Raw genomic sequence first — 24,297 nt, 5'->3', positions numbered from 1 at the left:
CCACTTAAACGAGGAAAAAGTCGCCGAAGCCCATTTTTTTCAGTCCGCGGCGATAGGCGATGGAGCTGCGATCGGCGGGGATATGCGCTTCGAGCGTTAAATCCAGCGGCAGTCTCTCCGGGCGCTGGGTCTCCACCATCAGGCGATCTTCCTCAAAGACGCGCAGATTAAAGGCGTGAACATCCTCTACCGGCACGTGCAGATCGAAATTACGCGCGATGGGCGCGAACATCCGGGTTATCCGCGAGGAAACCGGCGAGGCGGCGTTCATAATCACCAGCCTGGCCTCACCGGGAAAATGAATCGTCAGGGTGGCGGTAAACGGCAGATGCATCTCGAAATGACGCAGCCACTGGAAGCCCTCCGGCGCGCGAAACTCGGAGCTGGCGGGATAGTTGCCGACCGAACTCCAGTAATCGGCGATAAAACCAAACGACGTCTCCTGCGGGTTATAGTTCGGCACCACCTGGTTATCCGGGTCGGCGAAAGTATCGGTATGGATCCAGGCGAAATGGGCGACATCCAGAAAGCCCTCGACCTGGCGTCCCGCAAAGCCGTTGACCTCAAAGGCCGGGCAGTTGATTTGCTGAAAGCCGTCGTCGTGCCAGTGCGGCATCACCGGCAGCGGCATCGGGTTCTCCGGGTCGAAGGCCAGGCAGGTCCAGATCAGGCCATAGCGCTCCTCAACCGCAAAGCTGGTGAGGTTGAGCTTCGCCGGTACCGGCTGGTCGGGGCTGGACGGGATACGGTTACAGCGGCCATCTTCGCCGAAGCGCAGGCCGTGGTACGGGCAGACGATCCCTTCTTCATCGTGAAAGCCGAGCGTCAGCGGCACGCCGCGGTGGGGACAGACGTCGCGAGCGACCACCACCTGGCCCTTAATACGATAGATCACCAGCTGCTCATCAAGCAGGGTGGCTTTTACCGGCGCGGGGCCGATATCGCAGGCGCGGGCGACCGGGTGCCAGCATTTCGCCAGGCGCAGCCAGTCCTCCGGCTCAAAGGTGCAATGGGCGGGTGGGGTGGGTTGTGGTCTGTTCATGGCTTCTCTTCCTGCTCACAAAAACATTTGTTTAATTGTTGTGAGTTTATTGTTGTCATATTAGGGTGTTGACATCCATCAGTAAGAATTCATCCAGCCGTTGCAAAAAAGAGAACAGGTCACCGATGAGCCCATTTTCACGTTTCGCCCTCTATTTTGCCGAGGTCGCCCGCAGCGGTAGCCTGCGGCGGGCGGCAGAAAAGCTGCATATTTCCGCCTCGGCCATCAACCGGCAAATCTTGCAGGCGGAAGAGGCCTTCGGCACGCCGCTGTTCGAACGCCTGCCGGAAGGGCTGCGCATGACCACCGCCGGAGAGCTGCTGTACGACAATCTGCTGCGCTGGCAAAAGGAGTTTCATCTGACGCGGCAAAAGTTTGATGAGCTGCAGGGGCTAAAGCGCGGCACCGTTAGCCTTGGCATGGTGCAGGCGCTGGCGGAAGGGAGCTTTGCCGCCGCGCTGGCGGAGATTATCGGCAGCTGGCAGTGGCTCGAGCTGAATTTGCAGGTCGCGGATAGCCATACCGTCAGCCAGAAGGTGCGGCAGGCGGATCTTGATTTCGGCCTGATTCTGGATCCTGAAGGCCAGGCCGGACTGAGCGTACTGGCCTTTGCTGAACTGGAGATGGGCGCGGTGATGCGTCCGGATCACCCCCAGGCGCAGGCTGCGATGCTGTCGCTAGGCGAGCTCAGCGAGGAGCGGCATATTGTTCCCGGCGCGCCGCTGATCGTCCACGATCGGGTCGCGATGCTCTATCGCCATTATGATTTTTTCCCGGCGAACAGTATCAGCTGCAACGATATCCGGCTGATTAAATCGCTGGTGCTTAAAGGCGGCGGCGTGACTATTCTCAGCCGTCTGGACGTGCTGGAAGAGGTGAAGCTCGGGCAGCTGGCGTTTGTCCCGCTGCGCAACAAGCTGCTGCGACCGCTCACCCTGGCCCTGTGCACCGCGCCATCGCGCCAGCTCTCCCGCCCGGCGCAGATGGCGATCCAGAAGCTGACCGCCGTGATGGAGGAGATGCAGGCCGGGACAGCGGCTTCCCCCCCGTCTGCGTAATATGCCCGGCCTGAAATACTCTGCGGCCTGCTTCCCCGGTGGCGCTGCGCTGACCGGGCTACGGGTTCCCCGCGTCTGCGATCCGGTAGCCCGGCTAAGGCGTTTACGCCGCGAGCCGGGAACAGACCCGGCCTGAAATACTCTGCGACCTGCTTACCCGGACAGGCGCGCAGCGCCGCCTCCGGGACGGTGTCGGGGTGATGCATCGGCGTGGCTTCTTCCCGGCTCGCGCTGCGCTTAGCCGGGCTACGAGCTGCGCTGACCGGGGCTACGGGTTGCCCGGCGTCTACGATCCGGTAGCCCGGCTAAGGCGTTTACGCCGCGAGCCGGGAACAGACCCGGCCTGAAATACTCTGCGGCCTGCTTACCCGGTGGCGCTGCGCTGACCGGGCTACAGGTTCCCCGGCATCTGCGATCCGGTAGCCCGGACAGGCGCGCAGCGCCGCCTCCGGGACGGTGCCGGGGTGATGCATCGGCGTGGCTTCTTCCCGGCTCGCGCTGCGCTTAGCCGGGCTACGAGCTGACCGGGGCTACGGGTTCCCCGGCGTCTACGATCCGGTAGCCCGGCTAAGGCGTTTACGCCGCGAGCCGGGAACAGGCCCGGCCTGAAATACTCTGCGGCCTGCTTACCCGGTGGCGCTGCGCTGACCGGGGCTACGGGTTCACCCACGTCTGCGATCCGGTAGCCCGGACAGGCGCGCAGCGCCGCCTCCGGGACGGCGTCGGGGTGATGCATCGGCGTGGCTTCTTCCCGGCTCGCGCTGCGCTTAGCCGGGCTACGAGCTGACCGGGCTACAGGTTCCCCGGCATCTGCGATCCGGTAGCCCGGCTAAGGCGTTTACGCCGCGAGCCGGGAAGGGGGCTGATGCCAGCATCTTTACCCCAGCGGGCCGCCCTGAATGGTTTCGCACAGACCGTTGATAATCCGCTCCCCGGTTTCGGATTTCAGCTCCTGATACCAGGCTTCCGTCAGCGCCATATCTTTACCGTGGGTCACATCGCAGCGTTTACGCGCCTTCAGCACCAGGTCGCGGACCCGGTCGCAGCGCTGCGCTTCGTACTGGCGCAATACCTTGGTGATATCCCGGCTCTGGCGGAACAGATCCCCCAGCACCACCGCATCCTCCAGCGCCGCGCAGCCGCCCTGGCCGATATCCGGCGTGGTGCTGTGCCCGGCATCGCCCAGCAGCGCCACCTTGCCGCGAACCAGCCGTTCAAACGGCTCGATATCATGGATTTCAATGCGGTTGGTGGTCTGCGGGTCGAGGGCGGCGATCAGCTTCTGCACCTGCGGCGACCAGCCGCTGAAGTAGCGGCTGAGATCCGCGCGCAGGGTGCTGCGATCCTCGGCCAGCCCCGCCGGGAGCGGAACATCAAAGAAAAAGTAAAACCGTCCATCGGAGACCGGCATCAGCGACACCCGTTTCCCCTCGCCAACGAAGGTGGTCCACTGGTTGCCCGGCGCAATCGCCTCATCAATTTCCACCAGACCGTTCCAGTTAACGTAGCCCGCGTAGCGGCGCTCAGGGGTATAGCCGAGCACGTACGGGCGCAGCGCCGAATGGCTACCGTCGGCGGCGATCAGAAAATCGCCTTCAGCCATCGACCCGTCGGTAAACCAGACGCGAACCCCGTCGGCGTTTTCTTCGCAGCGGGTGACGCGTTTACCAAACTGCACGGCGTCGCGCCCCCAGAAGTCGAGCATCTCGCGCTGCAGCTCGGCGCGGGAAACCGGACAGGGACGACCGCCGGTGCGCGCCACCAGCGGCGCGAGGCTGAACTGCGTCAGAGTCTCCCCGCGCAGATAATCCTTGTAAGCCAGAAAATACATGGGGCCGCCGTAACTCTCGATAATATCCCCCATGCCTAAATGCTTCATGCACTTAACGCCGTTAGGCCAGATGGAGATGGCCGCGCCCACCGGCTTGATTTCTTTCACCGCTTCAAAGACTTCGCAGTGGATACCGGCATTTTTTAATGCCACCGCCGCGCTCAGGCCGCCGATTCCGCCGCCGATAATTAATGCTTTCATTTGCTTCTCCTTTACATACGTCGTTATTGGCTTGAGCAATTTGCGTACCACTTTGGCGCAGGCGCTGATTTCGCCGATTCGGTCTCCCCGCGACCGTGCGGTTGCACAACGCTGGTGCGCAGAGCGGGTTTTATTGCCTTTTTATGAATCAATAATTTCTAAATTTGTAATTGAGAATCTAATGTTTCATTGTCTTGCCGAGATCAGACGCCGGGTGCCTGGCAAAAATGATGGGTTATCTGATTGAAAAAACGGAATAAAATTAAATGTTGCGCAAATGTGAGCGAGTTTGGCCTGTTTTGTGCACCCGTTCCCGCACGCTTATTCGCAACGGGATGAAACGACCATGTCAGATGAAAAAAACGGCGGCTTACTGTACGGCCTTGAGCAGCGGATCCCGCCGCTCCCGGCTTTTTTTAGCGCCTTACAGCACGTACTCGCCGGGCTGGTAGGCATTATTACGCCGCCGCTGATTATCGGCGCGGCGCTGGGGCTGGGGGAGTGGCTGCCCTATTTGATCAGCATGTCCCTGCTGGCTTCCGGCATCGGGACCTTCCTGCAATCCAACCGCCTGTGGGGGATCGGCGCGGGCATGATCTGTATGCAGGGGACCAGCTTTGCGTTCCTCGGCGTCGCCATTGCCGGCGGTATGTGGGTAAAAGGGCAGGGCGGCACGCCGCAGGATATTATGGCCATGCTGTTTGGCGTCAACGTTGTTGCCGCGCTGGTGCCCTGTCTCGTCAGCCGCTTTATTGAACCGCTGAAGCGCATTTTTACTCCGGTGATTACCGGCAGCGTGATTGCGCTGATCGGCATTAGCCTGATTAAAGTCAGCGTCATTAACTGGTGCGGCGGCGAGCAGGCTAAAGCGTTTGCCAGCATGAGCAATATCGCCCTCGGCGCGGGCACGCTGGGGACCATCGTCCTGCTGAGCTGTGCGAAAAACCGCTGGCTGCGTCTCTCTTCGGTGGTGGTGGGGATTGCCGTCGGCTGCGCGGCGGCGGCGCTGAGCGGATCGTTCCAGCTTAAAGGCGTCGGCGATGTCTGGTTCCGCTTACCGCAGCTGTTCCCGTTTGGTTTTCAGTTTAACAGCGCGATTTTTCTGCCGATTGCGCTGGTGTCGCTGGTCTGCATTCTTGAGGCGGTAGGCGATCTGACGGCCAATTGCCTGATCTCTCAGCAGTCGATAGATGACGAGGCCTTTCGTTCGCGGCTGAAAGGCGGCATTCTTGCCGATGGCATAAGCTGCATGGTGGCGGCGATGCTGTGCGCGTTCCCCAATACCACCTTTGCGCAAAACAACGGCGTGATTCAGATGACTGGCGTCGCCAGCCGCTACGTTGGCCGCTACATCGGGGTGATTTTGATTCTGCTGGGCCTGTTTCCGCCGTTCGGCGAGATACTGCGCCAGATCCCGGCGCCGGTGCTGGGCGGCGCGACGATGGTGATGTTTGGCTGCGTTGTGGCGGCGGGGATCCGCATTATCACCCAGAAACCGCTAACCCGTCGCGATATGCTGATCGTTGGCCTGGCCTTCGGTTTTGGTCTCGGCATTGAAGCGGTTCCGGCGTTTCTGACCCACTTCCCGCCGATCGTGGGTAACCTGTTCGGTTCCGCGGCGACCAGCGGCGGGCTGGTGGCGATTGTCCTGAATCTGATTATTCCGGAAGAGAAACCGGCCGCGGCGGCGGCCACAAGGAGCACCGATGATCGCGCTGAATCACTTTAATCAGCTGAGCGGCGAACATGCCGTCGCCGTGCTGGAACCCTGCGTGGCCATCTCCGGCTGGGCTGCGGCGCTGGCCGCCGGCCGGCCCTGGCGCAGCCGCGCTGATTTACTCAACGCCTCCCGGCGGCTGATGGCGGCGTGGGGCGAAGCGGAGCTGACCGAGGCGCTAAGCGCCCATCCGCGTATCGGCGAAAAGCCCGCCGGGTCTCAGGCGCACGCGGCGCTCTCGCGTCAGGAACAGGGAAGCGTTGATGACCGCGATGCTGCGCTGGCGCAGGCGCTGAAAGAGGGCAACGCCCGCTACGAAGCGCGATTTGGCCGGGTCTTTTTGATTCGCGCGAAAGGGCGCAGCGGGGATGAAATCCTGGCGGCGCTGTCGCGTCGCCTGCAAAACAGCGAGCGCGCAGAAGTCGAGGACGCGTTAGCGCAGCTGCGCGAAATCACCCTATTAAGACTGGAAGGAGCGATTGGCGAATGAGTACCTTAAGCACCCATATTCTGGATATTTCCACCGGCCGACCGGCGCAGGGCGTAAAGATTGCGCTGGAGCGCGAAGGCGCGCTGGTTGCCCGCGGCGTCACCGATGATAACGGTCGCATTGGCGAACTCGGCGCCGGGACGCTGGCGCCGGGGCGTTACCGGTTGTGCGCGGAAATCGGCGAGTGGTTTGCCGCCAGCGGGCGCGAGACGCTCTACCTGAGCGCGCAGATTGATTTCGTCATCCGCGAAGCGGCCGGCGAGCACTATCATTTACCGTTTTTAATTGCCCCCGGCGGCTGGTCCACCTATCGCGGCAGCTAAATTTCCCCGGAGGCGGCGCTGCGCGCCTGTCCGGGCTACGAGTTCGGCACTGTCTGTGGTCTGGTAGCCCGGACAGGCACAACGTGCCGCCTCCGGGAAAGGGACTACTGCGCAGCCGCATCCCCCCACACGCGCTCGCCGTTTACCCACGTCTCGCTGATATTACGTTCATCGCCCAGGGTCATCAGCACGAACAGCTGTTCATAGATATCTTTGCAGCGCCCGCTGCGCAACCTTTGCAGCGGCGTGACCGCCGGGTCGATAACCACAAAATCGGCCTCTTTGCCGGGCTGGAAATTGCCAATCTTCTCGTCAAGGCGCAGCGCGCGCGCGCCGCCAAGGGTCGCATGGTAGAAGGCTTCGCTGGCGCGCAGGCGATAGCTTTGCAGCTGGCTGACCTTATACGCCTCGCCGAGGGTGCGCAGCATACTGAACGTGGTGCCCGCGCCAACATCGCTACCGATGCCCATGCGCACTTTGTTCTGCCAGCAGGCCGGTAAACGAAACAGCCCGCTGCCGAGAAACAGGTTTGACGTCGGGCAGAAGGCCAGCGCTGAGCCGGTCTCGTGCAGGCACTGCCACTCGGCGTCCGCCAGGTGAATGCCGTGGGCAAACACGCTACGCTCGCCGGTCAGCCGATAGTGATGGTAGACGTCAAGATAGTGCTCATGCTCCGGCCACAGGCTTTTTACCCACGCCACTTCGTTGAGGTTTTCGCTCAGATGGGTGTGCAGCCAGGTATCGGGAAACTCTTCCCGCAGCTGCCGCACCGCGGCCAGCAGCTCCGGCGTTGAGGTCGGCGCGAAGCGCGGCGTAATGGCATAGCCGAGGCGGCCGCGCCGGTGCCAGCGTTCAATCAGTTCGCGGGTTTGCCGGTAGCTCTGCTCCGCGCTTTCGCTAAGGTAGTCCGGCGCGTGGCGATCCATCATCACTTTGCCGGCGAGCAGGCGCATATTCAGGCGCAGCGCTTCGTTAAACAGGGCATCCACCGATTGCGGATGCAGCGTACAAAAAACCAGTGCGGTGGTGGTGCCGTGGCTCAGCAGCTGGTTGACAAAAAACTGCGCGATCTCCGCGGCGTAGTCGGCATCGGCAAACTGGCTCTCCACCGGAAAGGTATAAGTGGTGAGCCATTCCAGCAGTTGCTCGCCAAATGCGCCGATCATCTCGGTTTGCGGATAGTGGACGTGGGCATCGACAAACCCCGGCAGCAGTAGCTTACCGCGCAGGTCGCGATAGCCCTTCTGCGGGTGCAGAAAGCGTTCGCCCTCCTGCCACGGCAGCAGCGCCTGAATGCGTCCGTCGCGAAGAAACAACACGCCATCCTCCAGATAGCGCGCCTGGCGGGCGATATCGTCGGCGCTCTCGGCAACCCCGGCGATATCGAAAAATGCGCCGCGAACCGCGGCATGGTAGTCAAACATCATAGCTGCCCTGTGGGTTAGCGAAAGGATAGGTTGATTGAGCAAGATTAATGCCAGTTTGCGCAGGCGGAGAGCCGCCGCGACGTGACGCCGCGGCGGGAAAGCCGGGTTACTCTTTCTGGGCGAGGGCGCTGAAGCCGGCGGTGGCGCCGACGCGCTCGTCGCGGGCGATCCAGCGATAGGCCGCGCCGCTCAGGAAGACGCCGATAAACCAGCTAAAGTTAGCCACTTCGTGCAGGGCCGGAATAAAGCTGATGACCAGACCAATCGCGACGGAGGGTACCAGGGCGGCGATCGCTTTCGGGTTAAAGCCGTTGCGGTACCAGTACTGGCCTTTTGGCGTGTCGTCGAACAGGTCGTTAACGGAAACCTTGCCGCGCTTAATGATGTAAAAGTCCACGATCAGGATACCGAACAGCGGGCCGATAAACGCCCCCAGCACGTCGAGGGTGTAGTGGATCAGCTCCGGCGAGTTAAACAGGTTCCACGGCGTCAGCAAAATCGATCCCACGGCGGCAATCATCCCGCCGGTGCGGAAGCTGATTTTCTGCGGCGAGCAGTTAGAGAAATCGAACGCCGGGGAGACAAAGTTGGCCACGATATTAATCCCGATGGTGGCGGTGATCATGGTCAGCAGGCCAATGGCGACCGCCAGGTCGTTACCCACGCGGCTCACGGTCTCAATCGGGTCGGTGATCATGCGGCCAAACAGCGACTGCGTGCCGGAGACAATCACCACGGTCACGATGGAGAACAGCAGGAAGTTAAACGGCAGGCCCCAGCGGTTGCCGCGGCGGATCTCGCCCATGCTTTTGCCGTAGCGCGAGAAATCGCCAAAGTTGAGCAGCGGGCCGGAGAAGTAGGAGACCACCAGCACGGTGGCGGTGATCATCTGCCAGGTCTGCTCCCCGGCGCTCAGCGATTTGCTGGCGAGGGTAAAGGAGATCCCGTCAAAACCGGTCTTGTATACAATCCATCCCGCCAGCGCCAGCATTACCACGTAGACCGCCGGGCCGGCGATATCGATAAAGCGCTTGATGGCGTTCATCCCGTGCCAGAACACCATCGCCTGCAGCAGCCACATGGTGGCGAAGCAGAGCCAGCCCAGATGCGACAGGCCAAGGAAGCTGGAAGCGGTGAGCGTCGACAGCGAGGGCCAGAACTTCAACAGCACCAGCATCAGCGCGTTGGCGGCGAGATAGGTCTGAATGCCGTACCACGCGAAGGCGATAAGCCCGCGGATCACCGCCGGAATATTGGCCCCAAAGACGCCAAACGCCTGACGACAAATGACTGCGTAGGGCACCCCCGCCATCTGGCTGGGCTTCGCCACCAGGTTGGCGCACAGCTGAACGATGCAAATCCCCACCAGCAGGCACAGCAGCACCTGCCAGCTCGCAAGACCAAGGGTAAAGAAGCTCGCCGCCACCACGTAGCCTCCCATGCTGTGCACGTCCGACATCCAGAAAGAAAAGATGTTGTACCAGCTCCAGTTCTGGTCGCGCGTCGGCGCCAGATCCTCATTGCAAAGCCGTGGGCTGTATCCAGCGTGGGGATCAGCGGCCTTAACCTGATGCGTATTTTGTTGATTTGGCATGAAACCTGCTCCTGTAAATGAACACCCGTTTAAATGGATTACCGAGGCTGTTGCAGGAATCAGGCCAAAACAGTTAATTTTGTATGCAAGAATTAAATTTTATGTATACGATTCGATATCAAAAAGTGAAAGTCGGAGTGGTTAATGAGCAACCAACATCGTCTGCAGGCCGCGCCAGAGCTGCAGGATAAAGACGAATCCATCTATCAGGCGCTGATGACCGCGATCGTCGAGCATCAGCTGCCGCCGGGGAGCAAACTGCCGGAGGAGGCGCTGGCGGAGGTGTTTGGCGTAAGCCGCACCGGGATCAGAAAAGTGCTGCAACGACTCGCGACTGTGCAAATGGTCGCCCTGACGCCCAAACGTGGTGCACAGGTCGCCAGCCCAACGGTCGAAGAGGCGCAGGCGATCTTCCGTACCCGCGCGCTGCTGGAGGTGGCCAACCTGCCGGATGTGCTGACCCGCTGCCAGCCGCCGCACCTGGCGGCGCTGGAGGCCATTATCCGTCAGGAGCAGCAGGCGCATGAACGCTATGACGGCCCGGCGGCGATCCGCTATTCGGCCGAGTTTCATATCCAGCTGCAGGCGATCTCCGGCAATCAGGTGCTCACCGAGATGGTGACCCGCCTGAGCCAGCGTTCATCCTTGGTTATCGCGGCGTGGGGATCGCCGTGGCGTCAGGGCTGCCGCTGCGACGATCACGAACAGCTTGTCCAGCTGCTGCGCGACAAGGCGCTCCAGCTCCTGAGCGACGCCTTAAGCCACCATTTTGAACATATTGTCGCCAGCCTCTGTTTTGAGCGCTCTGGCGTGACCCTGCCCGATTTTGCCCGGCTGTTTGCCGGCTATAAGGAGCCGTAATGGCCGCTGTTTGTATACAAGTCATCAACCCCAACACCAGCCTGGCCATGACGGAAACCATCGGTGCCGCCGCGCGGGCGGCTGCCGCGCCGGGAACCGAGATTCTGGCGGTCTGCCCCCGCGAGGGCGTGCCGTCGATAGAGGGCCACTTTGATGAAGCCATCGCCGCCGTGGGCGTGCTGGAGCAGATCAAAGCCGGTCGTCAACAGGGGGTAGACGGGCACGTGATCGCCTGTTTTGGCGACCCCGGGCTGCTGGCGGCGCGCGAGCTGGCGCAGGGGCCGGTGGTGGGGATTGCCGAAGCGGCGATGCATATGGCGACGCTGGTGGCCACCCGTTTCTCCATCGTGACCACGCTGCCGCGCACCCTGATCATCGCCCGTCATCTGCTGCACCAGTATGGTTTTCATGACCACTGCGCCGCCCTGCACGCCATTGATTTACCGGTGCTGGCGCTGGAGGACGGCAGCGGTCTGGCGCAGGAGAAAGTACGAGCGCGCTGTATCCAGGCGCTAAAAGAGGACGGCTGCGGGGCTATCGTGCTGGGCTGCGGCGGGATGGCGACGCTGGCCCAGGAGCTGACCCGCGAGCTGCGCGTGCCGGTGATCGATGGCGTCAGCGCGGCGGTCAAAATGGTTGAGTCGCTGGTGGCGTTAGGCCTGTCGACCAGCAAGCAGGGCGATTTAGGGTTTCCGGAAGCCAAGGCGTTGAGCGGCAAATTTCAGGCATTAAATCCCTTTTAATATGAAGAGGTAGCAGATGGCATTTTTGGCAGACGATTACCCGCGCGATCTGCGCGGCTACGGCGGACAGCCGCCGCACGCGCGGTGGCCGAACAACGCGCGCATCGCCGTGCAGTTTGTTCTGAACTACGAAGAGGGCTCGGAAAACCACGTGCTGCACGGCGATGCCGGTTCTGAGCAGTTTCTGTCCGATATTATCGGCGCCGCCAGCTATCCTGACCGGCATATGTCGATGGATTCGCTGTATGAGTACGGCAGCCGCGCCGGTTTCTGGCGCATCCATAATGAGTTCAGCCAGCGGGGACTGCCGCTGACCGTGTTTGGCGTCGCCATGGCGCTGGCGCGTCATCCCGAGGTGGTCGAGGCGATTAAGTCGGCGAACTATGACGTGGTCAGCCACGGCTGGCGCTGGATCCACTACCAGAATATGCCTATCGAGCAGGAGCGGGAGCATCTTCATAAAGCCGTGCAGGTGTTAACCGATCTGTTTGGCAAATCGCCCACCGGCTGGTATACCGGGCGCGATAGTCCCCATACCCGCCAGTTGGTGGTGGAGCACGGCGGTTTTGATTACGACAGCGACTATTATGGCGACGATCTGCCGTTCTGGAGCGAGGTGGCCTGCGGCGACGGGACGCGTAAGCCGCACCTGATCGTACCTTATACCCTCGACGCCAACGATATGCGCTTTGCCACCGCCCAGGGGTTCAATACCGCCGAGCAGTTTTACACCTATCTGAAAGACAGCTTTGATGTGCTGTATGAAGAGGGGGCCAGCGCGCCGAAGATGATGTCCATCGGTATGCACTGCCGCCTGCTGGGACGTCCGGGCCGCTTTCGCGCGCTGCAGCGTTTCCTCGATTATGTGCAGCAGCACGACCAGGTTTGGGTCTGCACTCGTCAGCAGATTGCCGACCACTGGCGCGACGTTCATCCGTTCCGGGGGTAAAGGCGTTCCCCGGGTCGCGCCGCAAGCGGCTTACCCGGGCTACAGCTCTGCAAACGGCCGCAATCCGGTAGCCCGGGTAAGCGCAGCGCAACCCGGGGGATACCGGGAAAGGCGCGGGGCTTAACTCATCAAACTCACCTGGGCGGCGACGATGCGCCAGCCGCAGGGGAAGCGCACCCAGGTTTGCTGCTGTCGGCCAATGCGTTCGCTGCCTTCGCGGGTGAATTCGGTGCTGCACACCGCGTAATCCTCGCCGAAGGTGGTGATGGTGGTGTGCCGCAGCTCGCGCTGCAAACCCGCTGCCGGGCGGGCGGCGCGAAAGGCGCGGATTTCGTCGATACCGTAGAGATTTTCCCCGGCCCCCAGCCGCACCGTGCGCTTATCGTGCCAGAACAGCTCATCCAGCACCGCGATATCGTTGCTCACCAGCGCTTCCTCATAGCGGTAAAACGCCGCCGTCACCTCGGCGAGAACCAACGGGCGATTAATCTGCTCTTGCGTCATCATGCTGCTATCTCCACCGGGCGGGCGTCGGTAATGCCCATCTCTTCCAGCGCCCGCGCCGCGCGCAGACAGGCTTGTTCATTAAAAGGCGCGGCAATCAGCTGCAGGCCAATCGGCTGACCGTTCGCCGTACGCAGCGGCACGGTGACCACCGGCAGGCCAAGGAAGGAGATGGGCTGGGTCAGCATCCCCATGCTGGCGCGAATCGGCAGCGGCTGGCCGTTAATCTCCATGGTCTGCGCGCCGATGAGCGTCGCGCTGCACGGCGTGGCCGGGGCAATCAGCACATCCGCATGGGCGAACAGGGCTTTAAACGCCTGCTGCGCGTGGCGGCGGAAGCGCTGGGCCTGAAGATACCAGGCCGACGGGATCATCGCGCCCGCCAGCAGGCGCTCGCGGGAGTTCGGCTCAAAACGTTCGGGCTGGCTACGCAGCGCGGGCAGGTACTGATTTCCGCCCTCGGCGGCGCTGAGAATAAACGCCGCCGAGCGGGCCAGCTCCGCCTCCGGGAAAATCACAGCCTCATGCGCCGCCAGCGCCCCGGCGACGCGAGCGACGGCCGCACGGGCGTCGTTATCGCACCATGTCGTAAAATAACCGCCGAGGGTGGCGCAGCGCAGGCCTTCGAGACCGCGTGACAGCAGATTCGCCGTGCGCTCGCTGGCCTTGTCGGCCTGAAAACCATCGCCCGGATCGCGACCCTGCAGCGCATCGTAGACCGCCGAAAGGTCGCTGACGCAGCGGGCAAACGGACCGATATGGTCGAGGCTGGCGACGAAAGGATGGCTGCCGGAGCGCGATAACCGGCCAAAGGTCGGCTTGAGGCCGAAGATCCCGCACAGCGAGGCCGGGACGCGAATGGAGCCGTTGGTATCGCTGCCCAGCGAGAAATTCACCAGCCCGGCGGCCACCGCCGCCGCCGACCCGCCCGAGGAGCCGCCTGCGATCCGCGAAAGATCGTGCGGGTTACGCGTCGCCCCGTAGTGGCTGTTCTCGGTGGTAAAACCGTAGGCGTAGGCATCCATATTCAGCATCCCGGAGAGCAGCGCGCCCGCGCTATGTAGCTGGCGCACCGCCCAGCTGTCGGCGGCGGCGGCGGGGCGATCGCTCAGCAGCTGCGCCCCGGCAAGGGTGGTATGGCCGGCGACATCGAACAGATTTTTCACCGCGTAGGGAACGCCTGCCAGCGCGGGCAGGGGCTTTTTTTCCCGCCGCAGGGTATCGATATTCTCTGCCTCAGCGAGCATGCGCTTTTCGCTGACGTGGGTCCAGGCGTTGATCTGCGGGTTAACGCGGGCGATGTTCTCCAGGGTGTGGCGGGCGATCTCTTTGGCGCTGAGCTCGCCGGCGGCCAGCGCGCGCTGGATTTCGTGAATCGTCATTTCAGGTAGCTTCATGCTTTATAGACTCCGGCGATTTCGACGCGATCGTCGAGGGGAAAGGCCAGCAGCGGCCCGGCCATGGCAGCGATGCGGCTAAACTGCACCCTGAGCTCTGCGCGCCGCGCATCGTCCAGCTCCAGCGCCAGCAGCTGTTCCATTTGTGTGAGGTAAGCGTCCCATTCGTTGTGCGGTGTGTTCATCATCAGCTCCTAATATCCGGCGGCGGAGCCGTTGCTGCGCGGATCGCTGGCCCCCTCAAACAGGCCGTTGGGATGGCGTACAATCGCCCCGGCGTGGCCCATGGCTTCGCTAAAATCGGCCAGCACGTCAACGTCGTGTCCCAGCTGACGCAGGCGGGCAACGCTTTCGGCGCTGAAGCGGCCCTCCAGCTTGAGCGAGTCGGAAGTCTGCCCCCAGGTGCGCCCCAGCAGCCAGCGCGGCCGGGTGATGCTCTCCTGTAGCGGCACGTTTTGCATGACGTAGCGGGTGAAAATAGCGGCCTGAGTTTGCGGCTGGCCGTCGCCACCCATGGAGCCGTATACCATCACCCGGCCATCGTTCAGCCTTGCGGCGGCGGGGTTGAGGGTGTGAAACGGCTGCTTGCCGGGCGCCAGCGCCAGCAGGTGGCGCGGGTCGAGGCTGAACGATGCTCCGCGGTTCTGCCAGACAATGCCGCTTTCCGGCAGCACCACGCCGCTGCCGAACTCGTGGTACAGGCTTTGTATAAAGGAGACCGCCAGCCCGCTTTTATCGATAACCCCCATCCACACGGTGTCGCCCGGGCCTTTGCCCGCGCCCCACGGGGCCGCCCGCTGGTCGTCGATATTCTCCGCCAGCGGCTGCAGCGCCGCCGGCGTCAGCAGGCTCTGGATATCGACATCAAGGTGGCGGGGATCGGTGATATGCGCGTCGCGCAGGCCGAAGGCCAGCTTGGTCGCCTCCACAATTCGGTGGACGGTCATCGCATCGTCGGCATCGGCCATCGCCAGCCTGTCGGTGATGCCGAGGATCGCCAGCGAAACCAGTCCCTGGGTCGGCGGCGCGAGGTTCCACAGTTCGCCGTGCCGGTGCGCCAGCCTGAGCGGCTGGGGGCGGCGAGCGCGATGCTGCCGCAGGTCGCTAAGGGTGACGGGCAGTCCGTACTTTGCCATACCGCGAGCCAGCTGCTCCGCCAGCGGCCCGCGATAGAAGCTGTCTAAACCGTCTTCGGTTAATCGGCGCAGGGTGTTCGCCAGCGCCGGCTGCAAAAAGCGGCTCCCGGCCTTCGGCGGCTGGCCGTCCACCAGAAAGGTTTCGGCGAAGCCGGGCTGGTCGCGCAGTTCGCTGAATTTATCGGCGGTCGCGCTGGCCTGCGAGGCGGTCACCGGGATACCGCCGGCGGCGTAACCGATGGCATCCTCCAGCAGACGCGTCAGCGGCAGCGATTTCCCGGTTAACTCCCGCGAAACCTTAAGCGCTTCGTCCCAGCCGCTGACGGTGCCCGCCACGGTCAGGGCCGCCTGCGGGCCGCGGTGGGGGATCTGCGCGAGGCCGGCGTAGGCCTGCGGCGTCGCCAGCGACCCCGCCGCGCCGCTGGCGTCAATGGCGATGGGATCGCCCTCGGGGGGCACGATAAGCCAGAAGCCATCGCCGCCGAGGCCGTTCATATGCGGGTAAACTACGGCGATGGTCGCAGCGGCGGCGACCATCGCTTCGATGGCGCTTCCGCCTCCGCGCAGAACCGCCAGCGCGCTCTGGCTGGCCAGATGATGGGGCGCAACCGCCATCCCGCGGGCGGCAACATGACTTTGCATGGGGTGTCCTCAATTAAGCGAAATGTCCGCAGAGGGTTGCAAAAGCTGTTCCATGTCTGAACGTAAAGTTTCAATTGCTGCTGGCGATGGGCGTTTTTTGTCGAACTGGCATGCATTATGAAAGACGTTAACGGTATAGTGCGGTGAAACGAAAGTTACAGAGGTCTTATGCAACAGCTTGATGAACGACTGAAAGAGCAGTACCCGTCATTATCGCCCCAGGAGCAGCGGGTGGCGGATTTTATTTTCGATCATTTTGATGACCTGATTAGCTACAACAGCGCCGAGCTGGCGCAGCTGAGCGGCGTATCGAAAGCCACGGTCAGCCGTCTGTTCAAGCGCCTGGGCTATGAAAAATATAAAGATATGCGCGATGAGCTGCGCACCCTGCGCCAGAGCGGAATGCCGCTGACCGATAATCGCGATGCGGTGCAGGGCAACACGCTGCTGGCGCGCCACTATAAACAGGAGATGGCCAACCTGACCCAGTGGGTTAACGCCCTTGATGTCCAGCAGTTCGCCGAGGCGATTCAGGCGCTGGTGAGCGCCCGGCGTATCATGATTATCGGCATGCGCAATGCTTATCCGGCGGCGCTGCATCTGCGCCAGCAGCTCCTGCAGGCGCGCGGGCAGGTGCTGGTGCTGCCGCAGCCGGGACAAAGCTTAAGCGAAGAGCTGGTGGATTTAACCGCCGACGATCTGGTGGTGGTGATGGCGTTCCGCCGCCGCCCGCGAATTATTCGCCCGCTGCTGCAGCAGCTGCAGAGCAGCGGCATTCCGGCGCTGCTGATGTGCGAGCCGCAGGCCCACGGCCTGTTTCCGCTGGCGCGCTGGCGGCTCTGCGCGCCGCTGGATAGCGTATCGGCCTACGACAGCTACGCCTCGGTCAATAGCCTGATCAATCTGCTGTCGAACGCCTTTCTGCACGAAATTCTCGATAAAGGCCGCCCGCGCATTCACGACATCGCCACCCTTTATCAGCAGCTGGACGAGCTGGAGCAACGATAATGGGGCGCCAGCGTGGTGCTTTGCATGATTTTGGTGCGTTAAAATAATGGGGGAACGCGCGGTCGTTCCCTCTTAATTCCTCAATTTCCCTTGTTTTACGTTCGCTTAGCCAAACGACGGGCTAACCCGATGCGCGGCGCTGTATCTGGCACATTAGTTGCAAAAGTGACTTCAAAGAATCTTTTGTTTCATGCTAACGTAACGGGTAAACATCATGAAGAAACTGTTGATCGCACTGGCCGGGGCCGCTTGTCTGTTAACCAACCTCCCGGCGGCGAAAGCTGACCAGCTCCAGGATATTGAAAAGCGCGGCACGATCCGCATTGCGGTGCCGCAGGATTTCCCGCCGTTTGGCTCGGTGGGTACCGACCTTCAGCCGCAGGGCTACGACATCGATATGGCGCGCTATCTCGCCAAAGAGATGAAGCTCAAGCTGCAGCTGGTGCCGGTGACCAGCGCCAACCGCGTGCCTTATCTGCAAACCGATAAGGTGGACCTGGTGATTTCCAGCCTCGGTAAAAACGCCGAGCGCGAAAAGGTGATCGACTTTAGCCGCGCCTATGCGCCGTTCTTCCTCGGCGTGTTTGGCCCGAAAGGCGCGGAGCTGAAAGACCCGGCGGCGCTGAGCGGTAAAAGCGTGGGCGTGACCCGCGGCGCGGTGGAAGATATGGTGCTGACCAGCGTGGCGCCGAAAGAGGCGCAGATTAAGCGCTACGAAGATAACAACACCACGCTGTCGGCCTATTTATCTGGCCAGGTGCAGTATGTGGCCACCGGCAACCTGGTGGTGGCGGCCATCTCCCGGCAGAACGCTGACAAGGCCCCGGTGCCGAGCTTTATGCTGAAGGATTCGCCGTGCTTTATCGGCCTGAAAAAGAACCAACCGGCCCTGAAGGCGAAAGTGGATGCGCTGATTGAGCAGGGCGTAAAAGACGGCACCCTGAACGGTTTGTCTGAGAAGTGGCTGAAAGCGCCGCTGCCTGCCAGCCTCGGCGCGTAAGGTCCGGGCATGACGGAGCAACTTCATTTTTCTGCGCTCTGGCCGCACTGGCCGGAGCTGCTGGCGGGGCTGTGGGTGACCATTCAGCTGACGGTGCTGGCGACGATAGGTGGCCTGACGATTGGCATCTTCGGCGCCGCCATCCGCAGCGGGCGACCCACGTGGTTCAGCCGGATTTGGGGCGGGTATGTCGAACTGATTCGCAACACGCCGTTTGTGGTACAGCTGTTTTTTATCGTCTTCGGCTTACCGAATCTGGGGCTGAAGATGACGGCGGGCGAGGCCGCGCTGCTGGCGATGGTGGTCAATCTTGGGGCCTACAGTACCGAGATCGTGCGCGCCGGGATTCAGGTGACGCCGAAAGGTCAGTGGGAAGCGGGGCGCGTACTGGGGCTGACCCGGACGCAGACCTTTATTCAGGTCATTCTGCCCCCCGCGCTGCAGCGCATTTATCCGGCGCTGGTGAGCCAGTGCATCATCGTCATGCTCGGTTCATCGGTGGTGTCGCAGGTCTCTTATGAAGAGCTGACCTTTGCCGCTAACCTGATTCAGTCGCGCACCTTCCTCAGTTTTGAGGTCTATCTGGTGACGACGGGGATTTATTTAGCGCTGTCGATAACGATGCGTCAGCTGCTGATGGCGGCGGGACGTAAATGGCTGGGGGTGCAGGCATGATGACCACCTTTACCGATTGGGACATTGTCCGCAATCTGCTGCTGGCCGGGCGCTGGACGGTGCTGCTGTCGCTGGTGGCGTTTCTCGGCGGCGCGCTGGTCACGCTGCCGCTCCTGCTGCTGCGCATGACCGGCGGGCGTCAGGTAAAACGCCTGATCCGCGGCTATGTCGAACTGTTTCAGGGGACGCCGCTGCTGATGCAGCTGTTTCTCGCCTTTTTCGGCGTGGCGCTGTTCGGCATCGACGTTTCGGCGTGGACCGCGGCGTCGCTGGCGCTGACGCTGTATACCAGCGCCTTTTTGCTCGATATCTGGTTTGGCAGCATCCGCGCCCTGCCAAAAGGGCAGTGGGAAGCCTCGCGCTGTCTGGGGCTGAGCTTTGGCCAGACGCTGTATCGGGTCGTCGCCCCGCAGGCGCTGCGGATCGCCATCGCCCCGACGGTGGGGTTTGCCGTGCAGGTGATCAAGGGTACCGCGCTGGCGTCGATTATCGGCTTCGTCGAGCTGACCAAAGCGGGAACGATGCTGACCAACGTGACGTATCAGCCGTTTAAAGTCTTTGCGCTGGTGGCGCTGGGCTATTTCATTCTGTGTTACCCGCTGTCCCGCTACAGCCGCCATCTGGAGAACAAATTCAATGCCTCTCATCACCATTAATCAGATGCAGAAGTACTACGGCGATAACCACGTGCTCAAGGGCGTCGATCTGGATATCGATATGGGCGAAGTGATCTCGATTATCGGCCGCAGCGGGTCGGGCAAAAGCACGCTGCTGCGCTGCATCAACGGCCTGGAAGGCTATCAGGAAGGCAGCATTAAGCTCGGTGGGATGACCATTACCGACCGCGAATCGCAGGCGCGGGAGATCAGCCGCTCTATCGGCATGGTGTTCCAGAGTTTTAACCTGTTTCCGCATATGACGGCGCTGGAAAACGTGATGCTGGCGCCGCGTCGGGTGCTGAAGAAGAGCGCCGCCGAGTGCCGTGAACTGGCCCAGCGGATGCTGGAAAAGGTCGGATTGGGCGACCGGCTCGATTACTACCCGTCGAGTCTCTCCGGCGGCCAGCAGCAGCGCGTGGCGATTGCCCGCGCGCTGGCGATGTCGCCAAAAGTTTTACTCTGTGACGAGATCACCTCGGCGCTGGATCCGGAACTGGTTGGCGAAGTGCTTAAGGTGCTGGAGCAGCTGGCGGCGGAGGGCATGACGCTGATTCTCGTGACCCATGAAATGAATTTTGCCCGCGAAGTGGGCGACCGCGTCGTGTTTATGCATCAGGGACGGGTCTGGGAGCAGGGCGACAGCAAAACGCTGTTCGCCAACCCGCAGACCAGCGAACTGAAGCAGTTTATTTCCTCCGTGCGCGGCCTCAATCAATAAGGACTTAAAGATGGATATCACTCAGTTTCCGCAACTCAATCCGCCGTCGCGCCTGCTGATGGGGCCCGGCCCGATTAACGCCGACCCGCGCGTGCTGCGCGCCATGTCGAGCCAGCTGATCGGCCAGTACGACCCGGCGATGACCCACTATATGAACGAAGTGATGGCGCTGTACCGCGGCGTATTTCGTACCGAAAACCGCTGGACGATGCTGGTGGACGGAACCTCAAGGGCCGGGATTGAGGCGATCCTGGTTTCGGCTATTCGGCCGGGGGACAAGGTGCTGGTGCCGGTGTTTGGCCGCTTCGGCCATCTGCTGTGCGAAATCGCCCGCCGCTGCCGGGCAGAAGTGCATACCATTGAAGTGCCGTGGGGCGAAGTGTTCACCCCGGACCAGGTGGAAGATGCCATCAAACGTATTCGTCCGCGTCTGCTGCTAACGGTGCAGGGCGATACCTCGACCACCATGCTGCAGCCGCTGGCGGAGCTGGGGGATATCTGCCGCCGCTATGACGTCCTGTTTTACACCGACGCCACCGCCTCGCTGGGCGGCAACCCGCTGGAAACCGACGCCTGGGGACTGGATGCGGTCTCGGCTGGGATGCAAAAATGCCTTGGCGGCCCGTCCGGCACCTCGCCGATTACCCTCAGCGCGCGCATGGAAGAGGCGATTCGCCGCCGCAAATGCGTGGAAGAGGGGATCCGCACCGATGCCCACCGCGACGGCGACGAGGAGATGATCTACTCCAACTATTTCGATCTCGGCATGGTGATGGACTACTGGGGGCCGGAACGCCTTAACCACCATACCGAGGCCACTACCGCGCTGTTCGGCGCCCGCGAATGCGCACGGCTGATCCTCCAGGAGGGGCTGGATAACGGCATTGCCCGCCATAAGCTGCACGGCGACGCGCTGGTCAAAGGCATTCAGGCGATGGGGCTGGAGACCTTCGGCGACCTGAAACATAAGATGAACAACGTGCTTGGCGTCGTTATCCCGCAGGGTATCAACGGCGACCAGGCGCGCAAGCTGATGCTGGAAGATTTCGGTATTGAAATCGGTACCTCGTTCGGCCCGCTGCACGGCAAAGTGTGGCGGATCGGCACCATGGGGTACAACGCGCGTAAAGACTGCGTGATGACCACGCTCAGCGCGCTGGAGTCGGTGCTGAACTATCTCAAATTCCCCACCACTCAGGGCGCGGCGATGCAGGCCGCGTGGGATCACTATCGCAGCGAGAGCGCCCAATGAGTCCAGCACAACGCCAGCAGGCGGAAATGCAGCAGGCCGCGGCGCGGGTGATGGCCCGCGCCGATGAGCTGGCCGCGATCAGCGAAACGCCGGATGCCCTGACCCGGGTTTATCTCTCCCCACAGCATCTCGAGGCCAACCAGCGGGCGGCGCGGTGGATGACCCAGGCCGGAATGACCGTCTGGCAGGACAGCGTCGGCAATATTTGCGGCCGCTACGAGGGAGAGCAGGAGGGAGCGCCCGCCATCCTGCTCGGGTCGCACCTTGATACGGTGCGCAACGCCGGGCGTTACGACGGGATGCTCGGCGTCCTGGCGGCGATCGAAGTGGTGCACGGTCTGCATCAACAGGGGCGGCGGCTGAAACAGGCCATCGAGATTGTCGGCTTTTGCGATGAAGAGGGGACGCGCTTCGGTATTACGCTGCTCGGCAGCCGCGGGATAACCGGTACCTGGCCCGAGAGCTGGCTGGCGCAGACCGATGCCGACGGCGTCAGCGTGGCGCAGGCGATGGTGCTGGCGGGGCTGGATCCGGCGCGCATTCATCTTGCCGCCCGCCGCCCGGAGGAGATTGCCGCCTACCTGGAACTGCATATCGAGCAGGGGCCGTGCCTCGAGCAGGAAGGGCTGGCGCTGGGGGTGGTCGAGGCGATCAACGGCGCGCGTCGCCTGAACTGCCGCTTTACCGGCGAGGCGGGGCACGCCGGGACCGTGCCGATGAGTCATCGGAAAGATGCGCTGGCCGCCGCCGCCGAGTGGATGGTGCGGGTAGAGACCCTGACCCGCGAGCAGGGCGGAAACCGGGTCGCCACGGTGGGTACGCTGCGCTGCGCGCCCGGCGCGGTTAACGTGATACCCGGCGACGTTACGCTGACCCTGGATATTCGCGGGCCGCACGACCAGCCGCTGGATGCGCTGCTGGATACGCTGCTGAATGAGGCGCAGGCCATTGCTTCTCGTCGCCAGCTGCGGTTCAGCGCCGAAGAGTTTTACCGTATTGCCGCCACCGCCTGCGATAGCGGATTGCAGCAGGTATTGAGCGAGGCGGTGCAGGCGGTGCAGGGGCGTTCGTTGACGCTGCCGAGCGGCGCCGGGCATGATGCCATCGCCATTGCCGAACGCTGGCCGTCAGCGATGCTATTTGTGCGCTGCAAAGGCGGCATCAGTCATCATCCCGCCGAGTCGGTCACCGCCGACGATGTGGCGCTGGCGATAGCGGCCTATTCGCGCGCGGTGTCGGCGTTGGATGCCGGGAAGTAGCGGCTATCGTTTCGCTTCTGGTAAACCGGGCATAGCGCAACCCCCACCACGGTGGGGGCCTGTTTTATCTTTTGCCGTTCGGTTTAAGCTGTTCGCCGGGTCTGAGCCTGAACAGCTCGTCATCTCGCGTGGAGTAGCGAACCGTCCCGTCAGCCAGCCGATAAGCACCCTCGGTGAATCCCGCGCCGTTCAGGAACGGCGCCACCGCGTCCGGCGTGTTGCGGAAGGCGGCTTCCAGGGCGAGAAGCGCATAGGGGGCAATACTATCGATACTGGCATATTCGGCCTCAGGGTCATCGACAAAAAAGCCGTTGAGGCGCTGCTTGTTGATGATGTTCGCGCCGATGCGATCCGCCAGCGTCAAATAGTCCTGCTGCCCGGTGGCCTGCCACAGGTCGATAAGCGCGAAAATCGCATACGGCTGATGGTTCTCCGTTTGGCTATTCAGCCTGCGGTTCGCGCCGCCGGGTTCACCGATATCGCCTAAACCCTGGCCTTTCGCGATGCCGCGGGCGACTTTCCAGATGGCACGATCCGGTTCAAGCGTCCAGGCGCGGGCGTAGGAGAGAAGAAATTCATTTCCCGCCGGATAGGCTTTGAGCACCGTGCCTTTTTTCCCATAATAGCCATCGCGTTTTAACACATAGCCGGAGAGATCCGTGCCGTTGGCCAGCATCGGGCGGAAGGTATTGTTCTGCTCATCGTAAGCGTAGGTCGCGAAGGCTTTGAGGCCATCAAGGGTCCATTTTTTGAGATCGTCACCGTTTTTGCCGAGCGATTTTGCCAGGGCAAGCTGCATCAGCGCATTTTCTGAGTAGAGCGTGCTGGTCCGGCCCTTCAGCAGCATATTGCCCTCCAGCGCGTCCGGGCCCAGTTCGGGGCCAAACTGACGCTGCGCGCGGTCGCCGTATTTCGAATGCGTGTCGCTGTCATCTGTGGTGTCGGCGCGTTTTAGCGGTTGGGTAAACTGGTAGACGCCCAGCCCGGTCTTCTTATCTCGCGGCAGAACGTACTGTTCGGCCAGACGCTTCGCCCACGTCAGCGCGCCAGCGTCACCATCGTATTGATAGAGCAGCGATGCGGAGTAGATAAGGTCGTTGCCGGCATTGAGAAAGCTCAGGCCCTTGGTGGCGAAAAAGGGCGGCTGTTGGACAAAATCACTTTGCCAGAGTGCGCCCATCGGCTTGCCGTACTCCCCGTGACGGCTGGTTTCCAGCGTTTTCCAGTCGTAAACATGAGCGTTCCAGAAAGCCTTGATAAAGCGCGCGGTGGCCTTGTCATCGACGGCAAACATCATGTCGTAATAGGGATACGCGTTCTTAAGTTCATGGACCATCTCCTTTTCGCTCGGGCCTTGAGGCTGCAGCGTTTTCAAATCAACAAAGCGATGGCCTCCCCACAGCAGTAGCCCGCTGGCGTCCTGATAGTGGTCAAAGTAGTAGCGAATATTCTCCGCGACCCGCTGCTTATACTTTGCTTCGCCGGTCAGGTTGCTTAACCCTACCAGCACCCGCATCAAGTTTTGCTGGGCCGAGAAGTTCGACAGTACGGTCACTTTACCGTCCGGAAAGACCCATTCCATTTGCTTGCCGGTGCGAGGATCCACGCCATTGGCCAGCAGGGGAGAGTGATGGCCGTACCGATCTCCCGCTTTATCCAGCACGACGTCAGCGAACTGCTTTACGCTGCTCAGGCGCGCGTTCTCCTGGGCGCCAGCACTCAGTGAGAAGAGACTCAGAGCGCCCAATGCCAGGGTGATTTTTGCAATCTTCATTATTATCCTCTTAATGAAAATAAGGGTTTAATAAAAC

General features: G+C 61.9%; 22 protein-coding genes and 1 pseudogene. 14 read left to right on the top strand and 9 right to left on the bottom strand.

Features of this window, described 5'->3' with window-relative positions:
- Nucleotides 1–4 precede the first annotated feature (4 nt).
- Nucleotides 5–1,042 (bottom strand): molybdenum cofactor-independent xanthine hydroxylase subunit HpxD, encoded by a 1,038-nt coding sequence (gene hpxD, locus MKleb_RS17045; protein WP_014228754.1) that lies wholly within the window; start codon nucleotides 1,040–1,042, stop codon nucleotides 5–7.
- A 125-nt stretch (nucleotides 1,043–1,167) separates the two neighbouring features.
- Here hpxD and hpxR point away from each other — a divergent pair, with 125 nt between their 5' ends.
- Nucleotides 1,168–2,100, top strand: a complete 933-nt coding sequence (gene hpxR, locus MKleb_RS17040) for a LysR family hpxDE operon transcriptional regulator HpxR (protein WP_025106218.1) — start codon at nucleotides 1,168–1,170, stop codon at nucleotides 2,098–2,100.
- Nucleotides 2,101–2,977: 877 nt separating this feature from the next.
- Here hpxR and hpxO read toward each other — a convergent pair.
- On the bottom strand, nucleotides 2,978–4,132 hold the full coding sequence (gene hpxO, locus MKleb_RS17035) for an FAD-dependent urate hydroxylase HpxO (RefSeq protein WP_025106219.1): 1,155 nt from the start codon (nucleotides 4,130–4,132) through the stop codon (nucleotides 2,978–2,980).
- A 346-nt stretch (nucleotides 4,133–4,478) separates the two neighbouring features.
- Here hpxO and MKleb_RS17030 point away from each other — a divergent pair, with 346 nt between their 5' ends.
- The 3 genes from MKleb_RS17030 to uraH are packed head-to-tail and all read left to right on the top strand — an operon-like array spanning nucleotide 4,479 to nucleotide 6,662.
- Nucleotides 4,479–5,861, top strand: coding sequence for a nucleobase:cation symporter-2 family protein (locus MKleb_RS17030; RefSeq protein WP_014228757.1), 1,383 nt, complete (start codon nucleotides 4,479–4,481; stop codon nucleotides 5,859–5,861).
- Nucleotides 5,839–6,339 carry a 2-oxo-4-hydroxy-4-carboxy-5-ureidoimidazoline decarboxylase gene (gene uraD / locus MKleb_RS17025; protein ID WP_025106220.1) on the top strand — a complete coding sequence of 167 codons (501 nt, stop codon included), beginning with the start codon at nucleotides 5,839–5,841 and terminating at the stop codon, nucleotides 6,337–6,339. The genes MKleb_RS17030 and uraD overlap by 23 nt, the downstream gene beginning before the upstream one ends.
- Complete coding sequence (uraH, locus tag MKleb_RS17020; RefSeq protein ID WP_025106221.1) at nucleotides 6,336–6,662, top strand: hydroxyisourate hydrolase; 327 nt, start codon at nucleotides 6,336–6,338, stop codon at nucleotides 6,660–6,662. The genes uraD and uraH overlap by 4 nt, the downstream gene beginning before the upstream one ends.
- Nucleotides 6,663–6,766: 104 nt before the next feature.
- Here uraH and guaD read toward each other — a convergent pair whose 3' ends face one another.
- Nucleotides 6,767–8,086, bottom strand: a complete 1,320-nt coding sequence (gene guaD / locus MKleb_RS17015) for a guanine deaminase (RefSeq protein ID WP_025106222.1) — start codon at nucleotides 8,084–8,086, stop codon at nucleotides 6,767–6,769.
- A 109-nt stretch (nucleotides 8,087–8,195) separates the two neighbouring features.
- Nucleotides 8,196–9,683, bottom strand: a complete 1,488-nt coding sequence (locus MKleb_RS17010; RefSeq protein WP_217076019.1) for an NCS1 family nucleobase:cation symporter-1 — start codon at nucleotides 9,681–9,683, stop codon at nucleotides 8,196–8,198.
- A 144-nt stretch (nucleotides 9,684–9,827) separates the two neighbouring features.
- Here MKleb_RS17010 and MKleb_RS17005 point away from each other — a divergent pair, with 144 nt between their 5' ends.
- The 3 genes and pseudogenes from MKleb_RS17005 (at nucleotide 9,828) to puuE (ending at nucleotide 12,236) form a co-directional block, all read left to right on the top strand.
- Nucleotides 9,828–10,544, top strand: coding sequence for a GntR family transcriptional regulator (locus MKleb_RS17005; protein ID WP_025106223.1), 717 nt, complete (start codon nucleotides 9,828–9,830; stop codon nucleotides 10,542–10,544).
- Nucleotides 10,544–11,416, top strand: a pseudogene (locus MKleb_RS17000) (aspartate/glutamate racemase family protein); the annotation flags it as partial. The gene MKleb_RS17005 and the pseudogene MKleb_RS17000, both read left to right, overlap by 1 nt.
- Nucleotides 11,304–12,236, top strand: coding sequence for an allantoinase PuuE (puuE, locus tag MKleb_RS16995; RefSeq protein ID WP_025106224.1), 933 nt, complete (start codon nucleotides 11,304–11,306; stop codon nucleotides 12,234–12,236). The pseudogene MKleb_RS17000 and the gene puuE, both read left to right, overlap by 113 nt.
- 120 nt (nucleotides 12,237–12,356) lie before the next feature.
- Here puuE and hpxZ read toward each other — a convergent pair whose 3' ends face one another.
- Genes hpxZ through hpxW form a run of 4 tightly spaced genes read right to left on the bottom strand, consistent with a single transcriptional unit; the run spans nucleotide 12,357 to nucleotide 15,915 of the window.
- Nucleotides 12,357–12,743 (bottom strand): oxalurate catabolism protein HpxZ, encoded by a 387-nt coding sequence (gene hpxZ / locus MKleb_RS16990; RefSeq protein WP_025106225.1) that lies wholly within the window; start codon nucleotides 12,741–12,743, stop codon nucleotides 12,357–12,359.
- On the bottom strand, nucleotides 12,740–14,137 hold the full coding sequence (locus tag MKleb_RS16985; RefSeq protein WP_025106226.1) for an AtzE family amidohydrolase: 1,398 nt from the start codon (nucleotides 14,135–14,137) through the stop codon (nucleotides 12,740–12,742). The genes hpxZ and MKleb_RS16985 overlap by 4 nt, the downstream gene beginning before the upstream one ends.
- On the bottom strand, nucleotides 14,134–14,322 hold the full coding sequence (gene hpxX, locus MKleb_RS16980) for an oxalurate catabolism protein HpxX (RefSeq protein WP_004131209.1): 189 nt from the start codon (nucleotides 14,320–14,322) through the stop codon (nucleotides 14,134–14,136). The genes MKleb_RS16985 and hpxX overlap by 4 nt, the downstream gene beginning before the upstream one ends.
- Nucleotides 14,323–14,331: 9 nt before the next feature.
- Nucleotides 14,332–15,915, bottom strand: a complete 1,584-nt coding sequence (gene hpxW / locus MKleb_RS16975; protein ID WP_025106227.1) for an oxamate amidohydrolase — start codon at nucleotides 15,913–15,915, stop codon at nucleotides 14,332–14,334.
- Nucleotides 15,916–16,083: 168 nt separating this feature from the next.
- Between hpxW and hpxU the strand changes: the two genes are divergently transcribed.
- The 7 genes from hpxU (at nucleotide 16,084) to hpxK (ending at nucleotide 22,486) form a co-directional block, all read left to right on the top strand.
- Entirely contained in the window at nucleotides 16,084–16,923 is an 840-nt protein-coding gene (gene hpxU, locus MKleb_RS16970) for a MurR/RpiR family transcriptional regulator HpxU (RefSeq protein WP_025106228.1), read from the top strand.
- Nucleotides 16,924–17,137: 214 nt separating this feature from the next.
- Entirely contained in the window at nucleotides 17,138–17,923 is a 786-nt protein-coding gene (locus MKleb_RS16965) for a transporter substrate-binding domain-containing protein (protein WP_014838043.1), read from the top strand.
- A 9-nt stretch (nucleotides 17,924–17,932) separates the two neighbouring features.
- The gene (locus MKleb_RS16960) at nucleotides 17,933–18,598 is read left to right on the top strand and encodes an amino acid ABC transporter permease (protein WP_014228770.1); all 666 of its coding nucleotides are present in this window, start codon (nucleotides 17,933–17,935) and stop codon (nucleotides 18,596–18,598) included.
- Nucleotides 18,598–19,254: an amino acid ABC transporter permease gene (locus MKleb_RS16955; RefSeq protein ID WP_014228771.1), complete on the top strand. Its 657-nt coding sequence runs from the start codon at nucleotides 18,598–18,600 to the stop codon at nucleotides 19,252–19,254. The genes MKleb_RS16960 and MKleb_RS16955 overlap by 1 nt, the downstream gene beginning before the upstream one ends.
- The gene (locus MKleb_RS16950) at nucleotides 19,235–19,975 is read left to right on the top strand and encodes an amino acid ABC transporter ATP-binding protein (protein ID WP_025106229.1); all 741 of its coding nucleotides are present in this window, start codon (nucleotides 19,235–19,237) and stop codon (nucleotides 19,973–19,975) included. Before MKleb_RS16955 ends, MKleb_RS16950 begins: the two co-directional genes overlap by 20 nt.
- Before the next feature lie 10 nt (nucleotides 19,976–19,985).
- Nucleotides 19,986–21,227: a pyridoxal-phosphate-dependent aminotransferase family protein gene (locus MKleb_RS16945; protein ID WP_014228773.1), complete on the top strand. Its 1,242-nt coding sequence runs from the start codon at nucleotides 19,986–19,988 to the stop codon at nucleotides 21,225–21,227.
- Entirely contained in the window at nucleotides 21,224–22,486 is a 1,263-nt protein-coding gene (gene hpxK, locus MKleb_RS16940) for an allantoate amidohydrolase (protein ID WP_025106230.1), read from the top strand. The genes MKleb_RS16945 and hpxK overlap by 4 nt, the downstream gene beginning before the upstream one ends.
- Before the next feature lie 64 nt (nucleotides 22,487–22,550).
- On the opposite strand, the gene MKleb_RS16935 is transcribed toward hpxK, so the two are convergent.
- Nucleotides 22,551–24,260, bottom strand: a complete 1,710-nt coding sequence (locus tag MKleb_RS16935; protein WP_025106231.1) for a pectate lyase — start codon at nucleotides 24,258–24,260, stop codon at nucleotides 22,551–22,553.
- Nucleotides 24,261–24,297 lie beyond the last annotated feature (37 nt).

Origin of the sequence: Klebsiella sp. PL-2018, from assembly GCF_019048985.1 — a bacterium.
Lineage (GTDB): Bacteria > Pseudomonadota > Gammaproteobacteria > Enterobacterales > Enterobacteriaceae > Klebsiella > Klebsiella michiganensis.
This window is presented reverse-complemented; position numbering and strand designations above follow the sequence as displayed.